This is a genomic window from Streptosporangiales bacterium (assembly GCA_009379955.1).
GTDB lineage: Bacteria > Actinomycetota > Actinomycetes > Streptosporangiales > WHST01 > WHST01.
The window spans coordinates 1-18,969 of the sequence record WHST01000085.1; the positions used below are offsets into that span (position 1 = coordinate 1).

Annotated in this window: 18 protein-coding genes and 1 pseudogene; 6 read left to right on the forward strand and 13 right to left on the reverse strand. The window is 70.3% G+C overall.

Annotated features, from left to right (window positions below; genetic code table 11):
* Positions 1-136 precede the first annotated feature (136 nt).
* Positions 137-1,198, reverse strand: coding sequence for a hypothetical protein (locus GEV10_22090; GenBank protein MQA81140.1), 1,062 nt, complete (start codon positions 1,196-1,198; stop codon positions 137-139).
* An 80-nt stretch (positions 1,199-1,278) separates the two neighbouring features.
* On the opposite strand from GEV10_22090, the gene GEV10_22095 reads away from it, so the two are divergent.
* From GEV10_22095 to GEV10_22110, 4 genes and pseudogenes are all read left to right on the forward strand, one after another.
* A complete protein-coding gene (locus GEV10_22095) occupies positions 1,279-1,641 on the forward strand; it encodes a cupin domain-containing protein (protein MQA81141.1) in 363 nt (120 codons plus the stop codon).
* Positions 1,638-2,409, forward strand: a pseudogene (locus tag GEV10_22100) (alpha/beta fold hydrolase). Before GEV10_22095 ends, GEV10_22100 begins: the two are co-directional and overlap by 4 nt.
* A 7-nt stretch (positions 2,410-2,416) precedes the next feature.
* Complete coding sequence (locus GEV10_22105; GenBank protein MQA81142.1) at positions 2,417-2,938, forward strand: cupin domain-containing protein; 522 nt, start codon at positions 2,417-2,419, stop codon at positions 2,936-2,938.
* 305 nt (positions 2,939-3,243) lie between these two features.
* The gene (locus tag GEV10_22110) at positions 3,244-4,554 is read left to right on the forward strand and encodes a DUF222 domain-containing protein (GenBank protein MQA81143.1); all 1,311 of its coding nucleotides are present in this window, start codon (positions 3,244-3,246) and stop codon (positions 4,552-4,554) included.
* Positions 4,555-4,557: 3 nt separating this feature from the next.
* Here the strand turns inward: GEV10_22110 and GEV10_22115 are convergent, their stop codons facing one another.
* Both GEV10_22115 and GEV10_22120 read right to left on the reverse strand, forming a co-directional pair.
* The gene (locus GEV10_22115; protein ID MQA81144.1) at positions 4,558-4,980 is read right to left on the reverse strand and encodes a RidA family protein; all 423 of its coding nucleotides are present in this window, start codon (positions 4,978-4,980) and stop codon (positions 4,558-4,560) included.
* Positions 4,981-4,996: 16 nt separating this feature from the next.
* Entirely contained in the window at positions 4,997-6,223 is a 1,227-nt protein-coding gene (locus tag GEV10_22120; protein MQA81145.1) for a GNAT family N-acetyltransferase, read from the reverse strand.
* A 156-nt stretch (positions 6,224-6,379) separates the two neighbouring features.
* Here GEV10_22120 and valS point away from each other — a divergent pair, with 156 nt between their 5' ends.
* Together valS and GEV10_22130 are read left to right on the forward strand one after the other, a co-directional pair.
* A complete protein-coding gene (gene valS / locus GEV10_22125; protein MQA81146.1) occupies positions 6,380-8,923 on the forward strand; it encodes a valine--tRNA ligase in 2,544 nt (847 codons plus the stop codon).
* Positions 8,924-8,954: 31 nt separating this feature from the next.
* Positions 8,955-9,689, forward strand: a complete 735-nt coding sequence (locus GEV10_22130) for an alpha/beta fold hydrolase (protein MQA81147.1) — start codon at positions 8,955-8,957, stop codon at positions 9,687-9,689.
* 102 nt (positions 9,690-9,791) lie between these two features.
* Here the strand turns inward: GEV10_22130 and GEV10_22135 are convergent, their stop codons facing one another.
* From GEV10_22135 to GEV10_22180, 10 genes are all read right to left on the reverse strand, one after another.
* Positions 9,792-10,502, reverse strand: a complete 711-nt coding sequence (locus GEV10_22135) for a DUF222 domain-containing protein (protein MQA81148.1) — start codon at positions 10,500-10,502, stop codon at positions 9,792-9,794.
* On the reverse strand, positions 10,312-10,767 hold the full coding sequence (locus GEV10_22140) for a DUF222 domain-containing protein (protein MQA81149.1): 456 nt from the start codon (positions 10,765-10,767) through the stop codon (positions 10,312-10,314). The genes GEV10_22135 and GEV10_22140 overlap by 191 nt, the downstream gene beginning before the upstream one ends.
* 1 nt (position 10,768) lies before the next feature.
* Positions 10,769-11,098 (reverse strand): hypothetical protein, encoded by a 330-nt coding sequence (locus GEV10_22145; protein ID MQA81150.1) that lies wholly within the window; start codon positions 11,096-11,098, stop codon positions 10,769-10,771.
* Between the two features lie 236 nt (positions 11,099-11,334).
* Complete coding sequence (locus tag GEV10_22150) at positions 11,335-12,141, reverse strand: SDR family oxidoreductase (GenBank protein ID MQA81151.1); 807 nt, start codon at positions 12,139-12,141, stop codon at positions 11,335-11,337.
* Positions 12,138-13,163 (reverse strand): ATP-binding cassette domain-containing protein, encoded by a 1,026-nt coding sequence (locus GEV10_22155; protein ID MQA81152.1) that lies wholly within the window; start codon positions 13,161-13,163, stop codon positions 12,138-12,140. Before GEV10_22155 ends, GEV10_22150 begins: the two co-directional genes overlap by 4 nt.
* Positions 13,111-14,157 (reverse strand): ATP-binding cassette domain-containing protein, encoded by a 1,047-nt coding sequence (locus tag GEV10_22160; protein MQA81153.1) that lies wholly within the window; start codon positions 14,155-14,157, stop codon positions 13,111-13,113. The genes GEV10_22155 and GEV10_22160 overlap by 53 nt, the downstream gene beginning before the upstream one ends.
* 2 nt (positions 14,158-14,159) lie before the next feature.
* A complete protein-coding gene (locus tag GEV10_22165) occupies positions 14,160-15,698 on the reverse strand; it encodes an ABC transporter substrate-binding protein (protein ID MQA81154.1) in 1,539 nt (512 codons plus the stop codon).
* Between the two features lie 47 nt (positions 15,699-15,745).
* Positions 15,746-16,606, reverse strand: a complete 861-nt coding sequence (locus tag GEV10_22170; GenBank protein MQA81155.1) for an ABC transporter permease subunit — start codon at positions 16,604-16,606, stop codon at positions 15,746-15,748.
* 14 nt (positions 16,607-16,620) lie between these two features.
* Positions 16,621-17,550 (reverse strand): ABC transporter permease subunit, encoded by a 930-nt coding sequence (locus GEV10_22175; protein ID MQA81156.1) that lies wholly within the window; start codon positions 17,548-17,550, stop codon positions 16,621-16,623.
* Positions 17,551-17,553: 3 nt separating this feature from the next.
* Positions 17,554-18,966 (reverse strand): FAD-dependent oxidoreductase, encoded by a 1,413-nt coding sequence (locus GEV10_22180; GenBank protein ID MQA81157.1) that lies wholly within the window; start codon positions 18,964-18,966, stop codon positions 17,554-17,556.
* Positions 18,967-18,969 lie beyond the last annotated feature (3 nt).

The window sequence follows — 18,969 nt, forward strand, 5'->3', positions numbered from 1 at the left end:
AGGACTTCGCCCGCCGAGACCAGCCGATCAGTTGCTCCCGCTCGGCACCGGTCAACACCAACTCCGCCTTCGGACGCCCAGTTCTCGGCATGCCACCACCATACCGACTTAACCTACGAATTAACGACGGGACACACTAGGTTCGGCGGACCAGTGCCATGGCGTGCGACGTGAGCTGCGCGCGGGAGCTGACGCCGGTCTTCTCGAACACCGCCTTGAGGTGGTCGCCGACGGTGTACGGCGAGAGGTGCAGCGCCGCGGCGATCTCCTTGTTGGAGTGACCCTTGATCGCCAGGGCGGTGACCTCGCGCTCGCGTGCGGTGAGGCCGTGCGCCCGCAGCGTCGCGTCGACGGCGTGGGCGGCCGGGGCGGGTTGGACGACGACGGCGAGCCGGCCACGCGGCTCGTCGTCCAGGCAGCTGACGTCGACCATGAGCCAGGCGCCGGTCGCGTCGCGGGTGCGAGCCCGGGCGGGACGGGTCGGATCACGCCGGCGTGCCAGCGCGGCGAGGATCGAGAGGCTGCCGGGCAGCTGGCCGCCAGACGGTCGGCCGAGGGCGTCGAGCAGTTCGCGTGCGCGGGGGTCGGCCGCCTCGATGCGGTCGGCGCCGTCCAGGACCGCCACGGCCGGCGCTGCCGGCGAGTCCGTGGCGGGCTCGCCCCGGTCGAGAGGCACATCCGCGAGTCGCAGCCCGCGCGCCACGGTCGGCACGACGGCGCCGACGAGCCTTGCCTGGTCGGCGGTGAACCGGTGGCCGGCGAACAGCACCATCAGCGCCCAGGTGCCGGACGGGTCGGTGAACGCCACCCGGAGCTCGTCCGCGGCGCCCTCCGGGGCGATCATCTCGCGGAACCGCGCGCTGGCCTCGGGAATGCCGTGCGTCTCCTGGCTGAGCACGGCCAGCGGCCGCGCGCGCTGCACGATGTCGGCGTAGCGGCTGACGTCGTCGCGCTCGAACTCGTAGTGCAACGACGTCTCGAGGTCGCCGGGCGGGTGCCCGACCGCCGCGTGGCTGATCGGCAGGGCGCTGCCCGGGTCGGTGAGCTGCCAGCACGCGCCGGTGACGTGCATCCCGTGACCGAGGGTCTCGACCACCCGCGTCAGGAGCGCGTCCCCGCCGATGCCGCGGGAGGTCACCCGATCGATGTCGGTGACCAGCCGCCGGTGCAGCCTCGGCTCGACGCTCACGCCGGTCATCGTGTCGTGGCCGTGCGGGCACGGCAACCCCCTAGGACGCGGGATAGCCGGGCGGTCACGGTGCCTCTAGCGTGCTGCCCATGACCTCCACCTCCAGAGCGACCGTCCGGCTGCCGCGGGACGCGACGCTTCGGGACGCCGCAGGCGATGCGCTCAGCATCCGCCTGTGCGCCGCCACCGACGGACGGTGGGAGGTCGTGGAGAACTCCGTACCGGCGGGCTACGCCGGTCCGCCCCTGCACGTCCATGACCGCATCGACGAGACGTTCTACGTGATCGAGGGTGAGCTCACGTTCCGCCTCGACGACGATGTGGTGACGGGCGGCTCGGGCACGACGGTCCACGTGCCTCGCGGCGTGCCACACACGTTCGCGAACTTCGGCGCCGAACGCTGCCGTTACCTCGGCATCGTCGGCGCCACCGATCAGAGGGGAAACACATGACGTACGTGCAGCTCGGCGCGGTGAAGACCTGGTACGACGAGCACGGCGCGGGCGACCCGCTCGTGCTGATGCACGGCGGCCTCGTCGACGCGCGGTTCTTCGAGGCGAACCTCGAACCCCTGGCCGAGAGGTTCCACGTCTACACGCCCGAGCGCCGTGGCCACGGCCACACGCCGGACGTCGAGGGGCCGATCACGTACCAGCTGATGGCCGACGAGACGATCGCGTTCCTGGACGAGGTCGTGGGCGAGCCCGCGGACCTGGTCGGGAACAGCGACGGTGGGTTCGTCGCGCTGCTGGTGGCGATGCAGCGTCCCGAGCTGGTGAAGCGGCTGGTGCTGATCAGCAGCGGCTTCAACAGGAACGGCGAGGCCAATCCTGGCGAGGAGTGGGACGTCGACATGATCACCCAGTTCCTCGGCCCGGCGTACGGCGAGGTGTCGCCGGACGGCGAGGAGCACTTCAGGGTCGTCGCCACGAAGGTCGGCGAGATGGCGGCCGTCGAGCCGAACCTCGACGCCTCGGAGCTGGCCAAGGTGCCGCACCGCACGCTGGCGATGTTCTCCGACGACGACATCGTGACGCTGTCGCACTCGGCTGGAGATGTACGACGCTCTGCCGAACGCGGAGCTTGCGGTGGTCCCTGGCACCTCGCACTTCCTCCCCCAGGAGAAGCCGCACCTGATGAACACCCTCATCCTCGACTTCCTCACCAACGAGCCGGTGCCCACCATCGCGGGCATCCGACGCGCACCCGCGGGCGAGTGAGCACGCCATGGCAGAGCTGACGCTGTCCGCACACCAGACGATGACGCTGCGGGAGAGCACGCAGGACCTGCTCGAGGTCGAGACGGTCTACGCTCCCGCGGGGTCGGCGCCGCCCGAGCACTTCCACCCCGCGCAGGACGAGCACTTCGAGGTGCTGGAGGGCGAGGTCGAGGTCCGGCTCGACGGCCGGACGCGGACGCTCCGCCAGGGTGAGACCCTCGACGTCCCGCGCGGCGTCAGGCACCAGATGTGGAACCCCGGCGACCGCTCGGCGCGCGTCCGGTGGCAGACCCGCCCGGCGGGGCGCACCGAGCAGTGGTTCCGTGCGATCGACGCGCTGCACCGCCAGGGCGCGCTGCGCGCGGACGGCTCGCCGCAGCCGCTCGCGTTCGCGGTGATCGCGACCGAGTACCGCGACGTCTTCCGCCTCGCGGCCGCCCCGTGGGCGGTCCTCCGGCCGGCGCTCGCGGTGCTCGCGCTGGTCGGCCGGATGCAGGGCTACAAGCGGCACCCGCAGCGGGGGGCTTGACAGGGTCCGCTGCCTCACCCCTTTCTTGATTGTGTAAGTCGCTCGGCGGGTATCAAGAAACCGCATGACGCTACGTGTTGTATTTGTGGTCTGGCGGTTTCTTGACACCCTCCGACCGACTTGAAAAAGCGGGCATCTACGGGATGAGGCAGCTCTGTGGCTGCCTCGCTTCCTGGTGGTCACGTGGTTGCGGCCGCATTGCTTGCGACGCCTCCGTAACCGTTATTCATCCGTGACATAGACCCAAACTTGAATGTCCAAAATAGCCCGATCTATTGTCACTACCCGGGTCTATTCTTGGGTTTATGGACGACGACAAGACCCCGGCTGTCACCGCGGACGCGGTGTGGGAACGCGTCTTGTCCCTGCGCGAACAGGTCGCGTTGCTTGCCGGCACGAGTTTCGGTGTGCTGCGCGGCGACGACGCGCAGGGGGTTGTCGCGGTGGTGGAGGAGATCACCCGGATGGTCGCGGTGGTCGAGCAGGGGCTGGTGCGGCAGGTCATCGACCAGGGCCTGCCCGGTGAGCGGGGCTACAAGTCCGCGGTCCCGTACCTACGGGACCTGCTGCGGATCACCGAGTCCGACGCCGGCGCCCGGGTCCGCGCCGCCGACCGGTTCCAGCCCCGCACCGCCCTGACGGGAGAGGTCCTGCCTGCGCGGTTCCCGCAGGTCGCCTCCGCGCAGCGGGCGGGGGAGATCTCGGCCAAGCACAGCACCGTGATCGCGGAGGCGTTGGCGGAGCTCCCCGCCGGAGTGGACGTGCCGACCCGGGAGCGGGCGGAACGGATGCTGGTCTCCTACGCGACCCAGTTGGATCCGGGTGGGGTCCGGTTGAGGGCGCGGCACCTGCAGGCCGTCCTGGACCCGGACGGGCAGCTCGCGGACGAGCAGGAGCGCCGCGAGCGGCAGGAGTTCACCATCAGCCGGGATCTGCATGGCATGTTCCGGCTCCGTGGTCGCCTCGACGCCCCCACCGCGAACGCCGTCAACCTCGCCGTCGAGGCGCTCGCGAAGCCGCAACCCGAGGCCGACGGGACCCCGGACCTACGGACCGCACCGCGCCGGCGAGCGGAGGCGTTGGGCCGGCTCGCGGCCCTGGCTCTCGGTCACCCGGACATGCCCACCACCGGTGGGCACCGGCCGCAGGTCATCGCCACCATCACCCTTGCCGAGCTGCAGGACCGGGTGGGACAGGCGTGGTTGAACAACGGCGAACCCGTGTCCGTGCAGGCACTGCTGCAGGCCGGGTGTGACGCCGACGCCGCCCTCGCCGTGTTCGGGCACCACGGGGAACTGCTGCACTACGGCCGGTCCAAGCGCCTCGCGCCGCCGCCGCTGCGCAAAGCCCTGGTCGCCAGGGACCGCGGGTGCGTGGTGTTCGGGTGCGACGCGCCACCGCAGTACACCGAAGCGCACCACCTCACCTGGTGGTCCCGAGGCGGGGCCACCGACATCGACAACACCGCCCTGGTCTGCACCCGCCACCACACCGACATCCACGCCCGCCGCGTCGAACTCACCATGATCAACGGCCGACCCCACGCTATCCCACCCGCATGGCTCGACCCCACACAGAAACCACGCCGCAACCGAGTCTTCGACCGGCCGCCGTAGCGGTCAGTCCCGGGTGGGTGCGATCGCCACGGCTGCTACGGCTTCGACCTCGACGAGCTGGTCGGGGTAGCCGAGCACACCCACTCCCAGCAGCGTGCTCGGTGCGTCGTGGTCGCCGAACTCGGCGCGGACGACCTGCCAGGCCTCGACGAGGTCTTCCTGCCTGGTCGACGCGACGTAGACGGTGCTCTTCAGCACGTCGGACAGGTCGGCTCCAGCGTCGCGCAGCGCGATCCTGAGGTTGGCCATCACCTGGCGTGCCTGGCCCGCGAAGTCTCCGATCGCCACCGTCGCGCCGTCGGCGTCGAGTGGGCAGGCGCCCGCGGCGTGGACGAGGCGCACCGGGGTGTCGACGACGCTCGCGTAGGCGTACTCGGCGACGTCGGACAGCTCCCGGCTGCGGACCAGACGCACGGCGTCGGACATCCTGCACGCCCTCGCTTCAGAAGCTGTGGATGGTCCACGGACGCGGGTCCCACGACATCGCCGTCGACAGGCGGCGCAGCGCGCCAGGACGGAGCTCCTCCGCGCGGCCCGTCGTGAGGTACGCCGTGAGCGTGCTGTCGCCGAGGTACGCCGAGGCCAGGGTGCCGGTGTCGAGACGGACGTCGGCGGGGTCGGTCGTGCGTTCGCAGGTCGCGCCGGTCTCGTCGCCGGACAGGCGCCAGGTGCCGGCGTTCCACGGGCAGCGGTCGTCGACGAGGTCGAGCACGAGGTCGACCGGGGCGGCGTAGCGGCGTTGTGCCATCGCCTCGCCTGTCCGGACGAGGCGGACCCAGAGGGAGTCGGCGCGCTGGATGTTGGCTCTGCGGGGGTCGGCGAGGAGCCGGAAGAGCGGGGCATCGACCGGCACGTTCGCGGCCGTCACCCTGCCGGTCAGGTCGACGGTGGAGACGAAGCGCCACAGGGCGGCGTACGCGGCGGGGTCGTCGGCGTGCAGCTCGCGCAGGCGTACCGACGCGGGGCCGTCGCCGGACGGGGAGACCGAGTAGAGCGCGCTGCCGAGCAGCCGGTCGCCGTCGTACGCGAAGACCGCGCGGGTCACGGTCGCGCCTTCGCGCAGGTGCTCCGGGTCGTGCAGGGTGTCGGCCCAGCCGCCGTCGTTGCGCGAGATGTAGCCGGGTCGGGTGGGACGCAGCTCGTCGTAGACCACCGCAAGCTCCTTGCGCGCCTCGGCGGGGTCGGCGAGCTCGAGGCGCAGGTGTGACGAGTCGGGGGCGTCGGCGACGAGACCGGAGGTGTGGCGGGCGACGTCGATCATGGCGCGCTCGACCGCGGTCGCGTAGCCGTACCGGCGATAGATGGCCGACTCCGACGCCCAGAGCATGGCGATCGCCTCGCCGCTCTCGTGGAGGTCGTCCAGCTGCCTCGTCATCAACGCGTTGAGCAGGCCGCGGCGGCGGTGCGTCGGGCGGACGGTCACGATCGTGATGCCGGCGGCCGGCGCCATCGCGCCGGGGACCGTGAGCTCCATCGTGAGGGCACCCGCCGTCCCCACCTGCAGGGTGCCGTCGAACGCCACCAGCGTGCGGTGGAGCTCGAGCACCTCGCGCAGCACCGCGGCGTCCTCGGGACGGTGGTGGGTGTCGTGGAACGCGAGACCGAGCTGGCTGAACAGGCCCGACCACTCGTCCTCGACGATCGGGCGGATCGGATACGACGTCGTCATCTCGCAGTTGTACCCCAGCCGGGCACGCAGACACGACTCGATTTCGGTATTCTGTCCCGCATGTATCCCATGGTCGGTCAGGCGACGGGGCGAGTAACCAGGCCCCGCTGAGGGCTTCTCGCGTCCCGCTTCCGCCTACCTGACCAAGGTTCTGCAATGAACGTGCCTGAAAGGCCGACTCTCGACGACCTCGAGAGCACCTGGTCCCGCCGCTGGGACGAGCTCGGAACGTATCGCTTCGACCGCAGCAGGTCACGCGCCGAGATCTACGCGATCGACACGCCACCGCCGACGGTGAGTGGCTCGCTGCACGTCGGCACGATGTTCTCCTACACCCACACCGACATCGTCGCGCGCTACCACCGCATGCGCGGCGAGGAGGTGTTCTACCCGATCGGGTGGGACGACAACGGCCTGCCGACCGAGCGGCGCGTGCAGAACCACTACGGCGTGCGCTGCGACCCGACGCTCCCGCGCGATCCCGACTTCACCCCGCCGGAACGACCGGGGCGCGAGCCGGTCTCGATCTCGCGGCCCGACTTCGTCTCCCTGTGCCTCAGGCTCACCGCGGAGGACGAGCGGTCGTTCGAGAGCACGTTCCGTGCGCTCGGGCTGTCCGTCGACTGGTCGCACACGTACACGACGATCGGCGACCGGGCGCGGCGCGTGTCACAGCTCGGCTTCCTCCGCAACCTCCGCCGCGGCGAGGCGTACCAGTCCGACGCACCGAGCCTGTGGGACGTCGACTTCCGCACGGCGGTCGCGCAGGCCGAGGTCGAGGACCGCGAGGTCACCGGCGCGTACCACGCGCTCGCGTTCCACGCGGACGGCCACGACGTCGTCGTCGACACGACGCGGCCGGAGCTGCTGCCCGCGTGCGTGGCGCTCGTCTGCCATCCGGACGACGAGCGGTACGCCGACGTCGTCGGACGCGAGGTGACGACACCGCTCTTCGGCGCGCGGGTGCCGGTCCGCGCGCACCGACTCGCGGAGCGCGACAAGGGCACCGGCATCGCCATGGTGTGCACGTTCGGCGACCTCACCGACGTGATCTGGTGGCGCGAGCTCGACCTCCCCGTGCGTGCGGTCATGGGACGCGACGGCCGGCTGCTCGCCGAGCCGCCGCAGGGCGTGGCGCCCGGCCCGTACGCCGAGCTGGCGGGACACACGGCGAAGCAGGCACGCAGGCGCGTCGCCGAGCTGCTGCGCGAGTCCGGCGATCTGCGCGGCGAGCCGCGCGAGATCACGCACGCCGTGAACTTCTTCGAGAAGGGCGAACGCCCGCTCGAGATCGTCCCGACCCGGCAGTGGTACCTGCGCAACGGCGGGCGCGACACGACGATCCGCGAGGCGATGGCCGCGCGCGGCCGCGAGCTGACGTGGCACCCGTCGTTCATGGGCACGCGCTACGCCGACTGGGTCGACGGTCTCGCCGGTGACTGGCTGGTGAGCAGGCAGCGGTACTTCGGGGTGCCCATCCCCGTCTGGTATCCGTTGGACGGCGCGGGGGAGCCCGACCACGGCCGACCGCTGCTGCCGGACGAGGACGCGCTGCCCGTCGACCCGTCCACCGACGCGCCGCCCGGGTACGCCGAGGACCGGCGCGGGCGGCCCGGCGGGTTCGTCGCCGACCCGGACGTCTTCGACACCTGGGCGACCTCGTCGCTCACCCCGCAGATCGTCGGCCGGTGGGAAGACGACCCCGACCTGTTCGCGCGGGTGTTCCCGATGGACCTGCGTCCACAGGCGCACGACATCATCCGTACCTGGCTGTTCGCGACGGTCGTGCGCGCCCACCTGGAGCACGACACGCTGCCGTGGCGGCACGCGGCGATCTCGGGCTTCATCTACGACCCCGACCGCAAGAAGATGTCGAAGTCCAAGGGCAACGCGATCACGCCCGACGCCGTGCTGCAGAAGTACGGCTCCGACGCGTTCAGGTACTGGTCGGCGCACGGACGTCTCGGCGTCGACTCCCGGTACGACGAGTCCGTCATGAAGGTGGGCCGCCGGCTGGCGATCAAGGTGCTCAACGCGAGCAGGTTCGTCCTCGGCATGGCGGGGGACGGCGCGGAGCGGGAGACCACCCTGACGGACGTCACCGAGCCGCTCGACCGCGCGATGCTCGCCTGGCTGGCGGACGTGGTCGCCGACGCGACCGCGGCGCTCGACGGCTACGAGCACGCACGCGCGATGCAACGGATCGAGGACGCGTTCTGGGCGTTCTGCGACGACCACGTCGAGCTGGTGAAGGCACGGGCGTACGGCGAGCACGGCGAGACGGGACGGGCGTCCGCCCACGCCGCCCTGCGTGCCGCGGTGTCGGTGTTCCTTCGGCTGCTGGCGCCGTTCCTGCCGTTCGTGACCGAGGAGGTGTGGTCGTGGTGGCGCACGGGCTCGGTGCACCGCGCCCCCTGGCCCGAGCCCGGCGAGCTGACCGTGCCGGCGGCGGACCCGTCGCTCGTGCCGCTCGCCTCCGAGGCGATCGCCGCCGTGCGCCGGGCGAAGACCGAGGCGCGGCTGTCGATGCGCGCCGAGGTCGCCGTCCTGCGCGTGACCGCCGACGCCGCGACGCACGCGCGGCTGCGTCACCTGCTCGCCGACGTCCGCTCGGCGGGCCGCGTGACGCGGGTCGAGCTCGCCACCGCCAATGTCGCCGCACCGATGTACGAGGTCGCGCTCCCAGCCTGCTCGTCATGATGAGCTCACGGCCCGCGTACCGTGTACCGCCATGACGTATGCATCCGTGAACGGCCTGCAGCTGTACTACGAGACGCGTGGATCCGGTCGGCCTCTCGTACTGCTGCACGGTGGCCTGCTGACCATCGATCTCAATTTCGGGCCGTTGCTCGAACCCCTTGCGGCGAGCAGACAGGTGATCGCGGTGGAGCTCCAGGGGCACGGGCACACCGCCGACACCGACCGCCCGATGACGATCGAGGCGCTGGCCGGTGACGTCGTCGCGCTGCTCGACCAGCTGAGAGTCGCCGAGGCCGATCTCTACGGCTTCAGCCTCGGCGGTCTTGTCGCGTGCGCGGTCGCGCTCGGCGCGCCCGCCCGGGTCGGCAAACTGATCCTCGCCTCGGCGGACGTCCATCGTCCGCCGGGCCGGGAGAGCGCGCCACTCGATGACGACCGCATGCCGACGCCGGCCGACTTCCAGGCGTGGCGCGACGCCTACGACCTGGTTGCTCCCGACCCCACGCACTTCGACGAGTTCGCGGCCAAGACCTCGACAATGGTGCACGAGTTCCCTGGGTGGACCGATGAGCTGCGATCGCTGCAGGTGCCGACCCTGCTGATCTTCGGCGACCGCGACTTCTCACCCTTGGCCGACGTGGCGGAGGTGTTCGAACTCCTGCCGAACGCGCAACTCGCAGTGCTCCCCGCGACCACGCACGTCGGCGTGACACGCCGGCCCGACGAAGTGTTCGCGTTGATCACCCCATTCCTCGAGGCCTCCTGAGCAGGGGTCGAGAGCCTCCCCGCTTACGCCCTGGTCTCTTTGCGGAGTTGTCAGTGGCAGGCGTGGCTATAGCAACGCCTGGCATTGACAACTCACCCAGCTCTACCCGCGCCAGGGCGGTGGGTCGTGGACCCGGTTGCGTCTCGGTTTCTGCTGCGGGTCGATCCAGGGTGGCGGGATGGTGTGGGGGATGCCGTTGATCATGGTGGCTTGCCAGTGTCGCTGGTGGAGCTGGCGGTGATGTCGCCCGCAATAGAGGGCGCTGTTGTCGATGTCGGTGTCTCCGCCGCGGGACCACCAGGTGACGTGGTGGATGTCGCAGTACAGGGGCTTGGAGTCGCAGCCGCTGTGTTGGCAGCCCTTGTCTCTGGCGATCACCGCCGCCCGCAGCCCGGCCGGCGCGACGCGTTGGGTGCGGCCGTGGTGCAGGACCTCACCCTCGGTCCCGAAGACGGTGAGCGACACGTCGACCTCGCCGGCCTTGGCGAGGAGCTCCTGGACCGACAACGGGTCGCCGTTGTTCAGATACGCGAGCCCGGCCATCCCGTACAGTTCCCGCAGCGTGACCGTGGCCATCACATGCAATGACCTGCCGCCGGGCTTGGGCATCGCCTTGTGCTCGCTACCCCACCGCACCAACTGCAGCAACGCGTCCAACCTGCGCTGGGACGCGGTGCGCGAGTCCGGTGTCCCGTCGGCATCCGGTTCGGGCTTGGCGAGGGGTTCGACGTAGAGCATGAGTTCGTTCGCGGACTCTGGGTCGAGGTCGAGGACGGCCTTGTGCATGCTGTGCAGGTGTTTCCCGACGCGCATTCCGCGGCGCTTTGTGTTCGCGTTCGGTGTCGAGGACCCCGTCGGGGTTCAGCCCCGCCTGCATCGCCGCGGCCGCCTTCTCCAGGTACGCCGGGGGCATCTGAGTCGCATACTCGACCAGGTCCCGCTCGGCGTTGTCACGGGACTCGACCGACACCGCGGCTGGCAACGCGTCGAGCGCGTCGGCGACCACCATCGCATGGGTCGTGGAGATCTCCCCTGCGATCACCGCTTCGGCAGCCTGCGGGTACTTCGGCGGCAGCACCTCACCGGTGGGTTGGGTGCAGCGCGTCGACGGCGGCGAGGCGGGCTTTCGCCTCGCTCATGTCGATCCGCAGCACGCTCCGCAGGTAGGACTCCACCGACCGGGCACCCCGTTCGACATGCAGGCCCCGGTCACGGACCTCCCGCGCGAGCGCCTGCAGCAGCAGTGGCGCCTTCCGCACCGCCTCCTCCGCGGCAAGCTGGAATCCGTCGACGTCGCAGAACGACGCGAAGTCGGTCCGGGCGAGACGAGCCAGTACCGCGGTGAGGGTGAGGACGTCTTCCCACGCCTGTTCCTCCACCGATGGCGGTGTGGTCTTGTCTTCGTCCATATGCAAACACTAGACCGGGCCCCTGACAGTGGTCCGCGAATTCGGAGGCATTAGAGACCCGCGCGAATCACGGAATGATAACGAAAAGGCGCCCGGTCGTGGGCGACCAGCAGTCACCGGGAAGCGCGGCGCCCAGGGAGCTGCCTCACCCCGTAGATGCGCGCTGTTCAGGACGATCGACTTAAACAATGAAAAGAGGGGTGAGGCAGCGCACCCACAACACCGGGACACAAAGCTCACTCGAACATCGCGCCGCCGTCGACGTTGAGGGATGCGCCGTACACGAAGGTCGCGGCCGGCGAGCAGAGGAAGAGGATCGCCGCGGCCATGTCCCTCGGATGACCCATGCGACCGATCGGCAGGCCGGCTCCGATCCGTTCCTTGAGGTCAGTGCTCAGCCCGCCGTGCATCGGTGTGTCGGTCGGGCCGGGCGTGAGCGCGTTGATCCGCACTCCCGTGCCCGCGAACTCCCTGGCGAGCGACTTGACCAGCGACAGCACGCCGGCCTTGGACGCTGCGTACGCGGCGTCGGCGACCAGTCCGCCGCCGCCCCTCTTCCCCGCGTCCGACGCGACGGCGACGATCTGGCCCGAGCCCTGTGCCGTCATCCTGCGTACGGCCTCCTGGAGCACCGTGAACGTACCGACGAGGTTGATCCGCAGCACCCGTTCCCAGTGTTCCGGCGTCATGTCCAGCGCGGACTCGGCCGTGATCACGGCGGCGCACGAGACGACGTTGTCGACGCGACCGTGCTCGGCGTCGATCCTGCGGTACAGCTCGGCGACGGCGGCCGCGTCGGCGACGTCCGCGGGACACACCACCGGCTCGGGGCCACCGGGCATGGCGATCTCGGCGGCCGTCGCCTTCAGGGCGTCGGCGTCCAGGTCGCTCAACCAGACCCGCGCGCCGAGCTGGTGGAACGCGCGGGCGACCTCGCGTCCCATGCCGCCGGCGGCTCCGGTGACCAGGGTGACCTGGCCGGCGAAGGCGTCGGAGGTGAAGCAGTCCCAGCTGCTCGGCGCGACGGTGACGGGCTCGTTCATGTGGTCTCCTGGGTGACGGGCAGCTCGGCGAAGTGGCAGGCGGACGGGTGCGAGTGGCCGCGGTCGTCGAGTGCCGGCTCCTCCGCGGCGCAACGGTCCTGCGCCTTCCAGCAGCGGGTACGGAACCGGCAGCCGGACGGCGGGTCGGTGGGGGAGGGGATGTCGTCGTCGCTCGGCTGTGCCGGCGGTCGGTCCGCCAGCCACGGATAGAGGTCGGGCACGGCGTTCAGCAGCGCCTGGGTGTACGGGTGCGTCGGCTCCCGGTAGATCTGCGTGACGTCACCGATCTCGACGATCTTGCCCAGGTACATCACCGCCACCCGCTGGCAGAGGTGCCGTACCACGGACAGGTCGTGGGAGATGAACAGCAGCGCGAGTCCCAGCTCGCTCTGCAGCTCGCCGAGCAGGTTCAGCACCTGTGCCTGGATCGAGACGTCGAGCGCCGAGACCGCCTCGTCGGCGATCAGCAACCGTGGACGCACGGCCAGCGCGCGGGCGATGCTGATGCGTTGCAGCTGACCGCCGGAGAACTGCGCGGGATACCTGTCCGCGGACTCCGGTGCGAGCCCGACGAGCTCGAGCAGCCGGTGCACCTCGGCGCCCCACTCGGCGCGCGGCACGATCCCCGGATGCACGAGCCACGCCTCGGTGAGCAGCTGGCGCACCGTCATCCGCGGGTTGAGCGACGAGTAGGGGTCCTGGAAGACCATCTGGACGGTCCGCTTGGCCGCACGCAGCGCAGCCCTGGACGCGTTGTGCACGTCCTGACCGTCGACGAGCACGGTGCCGGACCGCGGGCGTGCCAGTCCCACGATGGTGCGCGCGACCGTCGACTTTCCGCATCCGGACTCACCGACCAGCCCGAACGCCTCGCCTTCGGCGATGGACAGCGAGACGCCCGACACCGCGTGCACGACGCGGCCACCTCGGCCGGGTGACCCCCGACCGAGCTGGAAGGTGGTGACCAGGTCAGTGACCCGCAGCAGCTCCCGCGGCGAGTGATCGGTCGTGGTCACCTGCATGCACCTCCTCCGCGAAGTGACAGGCGCTCATCCGTCCCGGTGCGACCTCGTGCAACGCCGGCTGCTCGTCGCGACACAGCGCCGTCGCCAACGGACAACGTGGGTGGAACGCACAACCGTGCGGTCGTTCGGTCGGATCCGGCGGCTTGCCGGGGATCGGTCGCAGCGGTCGGTCGACCCGGGAGAGCGTGGGCGCGGAGGCGAGCAGCCCGACCGTGTACGGGTTCGCCGGCCTGGTGTACACGGCACGGATCGGACCGCTCTCCATGACCCTGCCCGCGTACATCACGTAGATGTCGTCCGCGCTCTCCGCGACCACGGCGAGGTCGTGGGTGACGAGCAGCAGCCCCGAGCCCTGCTCACCGGTCAGCTGACGGAGCAGCGCCAGGATCCTGGCCTGGACCGTGACGTCGAGCGCGGTGGTCGGCTCGTCCGCGATGATGAGCTCGGGTTCGAGCGCGAGCGCCATCGCGATGACGACGCGCTGCCGCATCCCGCCGGAGAACTGTTGCGGGTACTGGCGGTATCGGCGTTCCGGGTCCGGCATCCGCACCCGGTGCAGCAGCTGGATCGTCGCGTCCCTCGCCTGACCGGTCGACATGTTCCTGTGCCGGGTGAAGATCTCCCTGATCTGCCGGCCGATCGTCAGCACCGGGTTGAGCGCACTCAGTGGATCCTGGAACACCATGGAGAGGTGCGCGCCGCGGAGGTCACGCATCACCCGGTCGTCGGCCGCGGTGATGTCCTGGCCGAGGAACGTGATCGACCCCGCGGCCACGGTGCTCTTCGCCCGCGGGAGCAGGCCCATGACGGCGAGGCCCGTGGTGCTCTTCCCGCTCCCGGACTCGCCGACGAGAGCCACGGTCCGACCTCGTGGCACGTCGAACGAGGCACCGTCGACCGCGCGCAACGGACCGCGGGCGGTCGCGAAGTCGACGGCAAGGCCACGGACGGACAGCAGCCGCGCGTCGCCCTCGGTGCGTGAGGGGCTCATCGTCAACCCTTGGTGACACGGGTGAAGAGCGGCTGGTTGTCCGGCGCGGGCTCGAACCCGCGTACCGACCTGCGCAGGCCGTACGTGGAGTTCAGCTGGACGGGATAGATGCCCGGCGCGTCGTCCCAGAGCAGCGCGCACGCCCTCCCGTACAGGCCCTCCCGAACCTTCTGGTCCGTGGAGCTCCGCGCGGAGCGCAGGATGCGGTCGAGCTCCTTGTTCGAGTAGCCGAGCCGGTCGGCGTTCGTCGTGTACAACCGACCGAGCGTGTAGTCGGCGTCGCCCGTCGTGACGCCGTTGGTCTGCAGGTCCATGTCCCAGTCGAGATCGAGCAGCCGCTTCAGCCACGCTGCCTGCTCGAGCTCTTCGAGCTTCACGTTGACGCCGATCTCCTTCCAGTACGTGTTGAACGACTCCGCCAGTGACCGGATCTCCGGGGACATGTTGCGCGGCCACATCAGGCTGGTCGAGAAGCCCTTCTCGTGGCCTGCGTCCGCCAGCAGCTGCCTGGCCTTGCCAGGGTCGTACGCGTACGGCTGCTGCTCGGCGTAGCCGAACACCGTCGAGGGGATGGGCGCCTTCATCACCTCCGCGGTGTCCTTGAACAGGCTGTCGACGATCTTCCGCACGTCGACGGCATGCCACATGGCCTGCCTGACCCGCTTGTCGGTGAAGGGCTTGCGGCCACAGTTGAACCAGTTGAAGTAGTAGAGGTAGCTCGGCACGCTCGTGATCTCGAGGTCGCTCGAGCCCTGGAGGCCCTCCATCTGGTCGGGCGGGATCGTCCACGTCACGTCGACCTCGCCGCTCTTCAGCGAGGTGAGGCGGGTCGAGTTCTCCGGGATGAACGGCAGCTTCAGCTTCTGCAGCTTCGTGCCCGAGCCCCAGTACTTCTCCGCGGCGCTCAGGTCGAGGTGGTCGGACGCGGTGTAGGAGTCGACGCGGAACGGCCCGCTGCCGATCGGCTTGTCGAAGAAGCCCTTCTCCTTCAGCTTCCCCGCCGGGGCGACGAAGAGCAGTGTCAGGTTGGCGAGCATGGTGCCGAGCGGTTGATCCGTGGTGATCCGGAGCGAGTGAGTGTCGTCCGTGGTGACGTCCTTCAACGTCGCCCACAGCTCCGCCTGTGGCGTGTCCGACGCGGCGACCCGTTCCAGCGACGCCTTGACGTCCTTGGCGGTCAACGGGCTGCCGTCGTGGAACACGACGTCGTCGCGCAGCTCGAACAGCCAGGTGCTGTCGTCGGGCTGGGACCACCTGCGCGCGACGTTGGGAGCGAACCTCTCCCCGTCACGCCTCACGAGGGTGTCGAAGATGTGCCTGCAGGCGAGCAGGGTGCCCTCGTCGACGTCCGTCGGGCCGTGCGGGTCGAGCGAGATGATCGGGCGGTTGAACGCGGCGGTCAACGACGCGGCGTCGCCGCCGCCCGAGTCCGGCTGTTCGGTCATGCCGCACCCGGTGAGACCGAGGACGGTCAGCCCGCCGATCGACAGGGCGGAGGTGCGCAGGAAGTCACGCCGGCTCAGGTCTGCGGTGACCAGCATCGGGATACGGCTGTGTGACATCGGGGTTCCTTCCGGGGGAGGACGTTTCAGAGGTCGACGGTGGGATCCGTGCGGTGCCGCAGGGCGTCGCCGAGCACACCGACGCAGACGACGAGCACGGCCATGGCCAGGCCGGGGACCGCGGCGATCCACCAGGCGCTGTCGAGGTAGTCGCGGCCGGCCGCGATGGTCGAGCCCCACGAGGCCTGCGACGTCGGTACGCCGAGACCGAGGAAGCTGAGCGAGGCCTCCGCGATGATCATCAGGCCGACCTGCACGGTGGCGACCACGAGCAGCGACCCGAGCACGTCGGGCAGGATGTAGCGCCACAGGATCCTGACGGTGGGCACGCCGAGCACCTTCGCCCCGTCGACGGACTCGCGCCGTCTGGCGACGAGGACGGACGCCCGCACCACGCGCGCGAACACGACCCAGCGGGTGACGGCAAGCGTCAGGATGACGTTGCCGACACTCGGCCCGAGCACGCCGGCGATCAGGATCGCCAGCAGGATGCTGGGGAACGCCAGCTGGATGTCGCCGAGCCGCATGACGACACTGTCGATCCAGCGCCCGAAGTAGCCGGCCAGCAGACCGAGCACCAGGCCGAGCGCACCGCCGAGCACGATGGTGGCCGCGGCCACGACGAGCGACACCCTGGCGCCGGCGAGCACCTGCGCGAGCAGGTCGCGGCCGACCTGATCGGTGCCGAACCATGCCGTGCTGCCGCCGACGAGCGTGGTGCCCGGCGGCAGCAGGCGTTCCGCGACGTTGGTCTGCGACGCGTCATAGGGAACGAGGAGCGGTCCGAGCGTCGCCGCGAGGACGTACAGGGCGACGACGGCGCCCGGCAGCGCGACACGCAAGGGTGGTCGCCGGAGCGTGACGTTCACGCCCGCGGTCCTGGACATCGTTGCCACGTCGCTCACCCACCTTCCTGGAAGCGGACGCGTGGGTCGAGGTAGGTGTAGAGCACGTCGACGGCGAGGTTCAGTACGACGTAGACGACCGTGATCACCGCCACCGCGGCCTGGACCACCGAGTAGTCCCGGTACTCGATGGCGTCGACGAGCATCCGGCCGACGCCCGGCCAGGCGAAGACGACCTCGACGATCACCGCGTTCCCGATGAAGATGCCGAGCAGCAGGCCGACGACCGTGGTGACGGGGATGAGGGTGTTGCGCAGCACGTGGCCGTAGAAGATCGTGCCGTCGAGCAGTCCCTTCGCCGTCGCCGTGCGTACGTAGTCCTTGCCGAGCTCGTCGATGACGCCGCTGCGCACCGACCGGATGAGCCAGCCGATGAACGGCAGCGACAGCGCGATGGCCGGCATGATGAGTCCCTGTAACGACGTGAAGCCGGACGCGGGCAGCCACCGCAACGTCGCGGAGAACAGCAGGATCAGCATGATGCCCACCCAGAACTGCGGCATGCCCTGTCCGGCGAGGGACAGCACCGAGATCAGCCGGCCGCCGACGTGGTGCGGCCTGCGTGCCGCGAGGACACCGAGCGGGAAGCTCACCAGGACCGTCAACGCCAGGGCCGCGAACGCGAGGGAGAGCGTGGCGGGCAGCCGTTGCAGCACCTCGGACATCGCCGGCCCGCCGAGCCGGACCGACTCGCCGAAGTCCAGCCGGGCGACGTCGAGCAGGTACGACACGTACTGCTCGGGCAACGGCCGGTCGAGTCCGAAGCTCGCCCTGGTCCTCGCCAACTGCTCGCGCGTGGCCGTCGGGCCGAGCAGCAGAGCGGCGGGATCACCGGGTATGACGCGGACGACGACGAAGACGATGGTGAGAGCGCCCCAGATCACCAGTACCGACTGCGCCACTCTGCGCGCCAGGTAGCCGGCCATCGGTCAACCCTCCCCGCTCCGGCTCTCGCCGGCCGCGACGGTCTCGTGCCTCGGCCCGAGGTACGCACCGGCGCTCAGCAGCCGCCGCTGCAGTTCGGCGACGTCGACGGCACGCGGGGCGACGCCGTCGTTCACCGCGAGAGCGGCCGCGGTGCCCGCCGCCTGACCCATCGCGAACGCCGGCGGCATCACCCGGATGGCGCCGAGCGCCTCGTGCGTCGCGGACACGCAACGTCCGGCGACGAGCAGCTGCTCCGGCCGCGTGGGCACCAGCGAGCGGTACGGGATCTGGTACGCGCCGGCGGTCACGATGCTCTCGTCGACGCCGCCACCGCTGCCCGTCGGACTGTGGATGTCGACCGGATACCCGCACAGTGCGATCACGTCGTCGAACTCCCTGCCGCTCGCCAGGTCGTCGAGGTTCAGCGTGTACTCGCCACGGATCCGCCGGGTCTCCCGCACACCGATCGTCGCCGCGGTGTCGAGCAGCACGCAGTCGGCGAATCCGGGCAGGCGCCGCCGGAAGAACGTCATCAGGCTGGTCACCTGCCGGCGTCCTTCGATCTCCGCCCTGGTGAGGTCGCCGACGTCGGTGCCGTCGACGCGGTGCACCCTGGTGGTGTTCACCCGCCACACACCCGAGCGCAGCGTCTTGTAGATGCCGACACCACGACGCGGCACGGTGAACTCACCCGCCGCGGTCGCCTCAGCGACCAGCGAGGCGAACGGCCGGATGTCGTCGGCGTGCGCGGCCACGTACTCCTCGACGGCGGCGTCATCGACATTGCCCACCCGGAAGAACAGCGTCATCGGCTGGGTGAGCCCGTCCTCGTCCCGGCCCTTCAGCACGTCCGCGCCGGCGGACGCGGCGACGTCGGCGTCGGCCGAGCAGTCGACGACGACCTCGGCCTCGAGCACCTCGAGCCCCGACTTGCTCGCGACCACGACGCCGGTGACCCGGCCGTCCTCGGTGCGGGCCCGGACGACCGACGTGTGCAGCAGCAGCCGCACGCCGGCCTCGAGGCACATCTCCGCGCCGATCGCCTTGACCGCCTCGGGATCGAACGGCGTGACCCTCTCGTGGCCGTAGCTGATGAACCCGGAGTACGCGCTGCCGCCGGGGATCTTGGACGGGTGGATGGCGGCGTCCTCGGCCTCCATCCGCAGCACCAACTCCTCGAAGATGCCCTTGATGAGCTGTTGGCTGCCGTCCAGGCTGTACGAGGTCATGCAGGGCCCGACGAGTCCCGCGGTCAGGTTGCCGCCGACGTAGCCGTACCGCTCCACCAGCAGGGTGTGCGCGCCCTGACGCGCGCTCGCGATCGCCGCGGCGAGCCCGGCGGGACCGGCGCCCACGACGAGAACATCGACGGTGTCCCGCACCGGCGCGCTGATCCGCAGTTCGACGTCTGTCACGTT

What these genes read in the sequence shown, in the direction of transcription:
- GEV10_22135 (MQA81148.1), bottom strand. Translation starts at nt 10,502, where the DNA reads ATGCGCGTCGGGAAACACCTGCACAGCATGCACAAGGCCGTCCTCGAC.
- GEV10_22155 (MQA81152.1), bottom strand. Translation starts at nt 13,163, where the DNA reads ATGCAGGTGACCACGACCGATCACTCGCCGCGGGAGCTGCTGCGGGTC.
- GEV10_22095 (MQA81141.1), top strand. Translation starts at nt 1,279, where the DNA reads ATGACCTCCACCTCCAGAGCGACCGTCCGGCTGCCGCGGGACGCGACG.
- valS (MQA81146.1), top strand. Translation starts at nt 6,380, where the DNA reads ATGAACGTGCCTGAAAGGCCGACTCTCGACGACCTCGAGAGCACCTGG.
- GEV10_22130 (MQA81147.1), top strand. Translation starts at nt 8,955, where the DNA reads ATGACGTATGCATCCGTGAACGGCCTGCAGCTGTACTACGAGACGCGT.
- GEV10_22150 (MQA81151.1), bottom strand. Translation starts at nt 12,141, where the DNA reads ATGAACGAGCCCGTCACCGTCGCGCCGAGCAGCTGGGACTGCTTCACC.
- GEV10_22120 (MQA81145.1), bottom strand. Translation starts at nt 6,223, where the DNA reads ATGACGACGTCGTATCCGATCCGCCCGATCGTCGAGGACGAGTGGTCG.
- GEV10_22170 (MQA81155.1), bottom strand. Translation starts at nt 16,606, where the DNA reads ATGTCCAGGACCGCGGGCGTGAACGTCACGCTCCGGCGACCACCCTTG.
- GEV10_22160 (MQA81153.1), bottom strand. Translation starts at nt 14,157, where the DNA reads ATGAGCCCCTCACGCACCGAGGGCGACGCGCGGCTGCTGTCCGTCCGT.
- GEV10_22175 (MQA81156.1), bottom strand. Translation starts at nt 17,550, where the DNA reads ATGGCCGGCTACCTGGCGCGCAGAGTGGCGCAGTCGGTACTGGTGATC.
- GEV10_22105 (MQA81142.1), top strand. Translation starts at nt 2,417, where the DNA reads ATGGCAGAGCTGACGCTGTCCGCACACCAGACGATGACGCTGCGGGAG.
- GEV10_22165 (MQA81154.1), bottom strand. Translation starts at nt 15,698, where the DNA reads ATGCTGGTCACCGCAGACCTGAGCCGGCGTGACTTCCTGCGCACCTCC.
- GEV10_22145 (MQA81150.1), bottom strand. Translation starts at nt 11,098, where the DNA reads ATGGACGAAGACAAGACCACACCGCCATCGGTGGAGGAACAGGCGTGG.
- GEV10_22090 (MQA81140.1), bottom strand. Translation starts at nt 1,198, where the DNA reads ATGACCGGCGTGAGCGTCGAGCCGAGGCTGCACCGGCGGCTGGTCACC.
- GEV10_22110 (MQA81143.1), top strand. Translation starts at nt 3,244, where the DNA reads ATGGACGACGACAAGACCCCGGCTGTCACCGCGGACGCGGTGTGGGAA.
- GEV10_22115 (MQA81144.1), bottom strand. Translation starts at nt 4,980, where the DNA reads ATGTCCGACGCCGTGCGTCTGGTCCGCAGCCGGGAGCTGTCCGACGTC.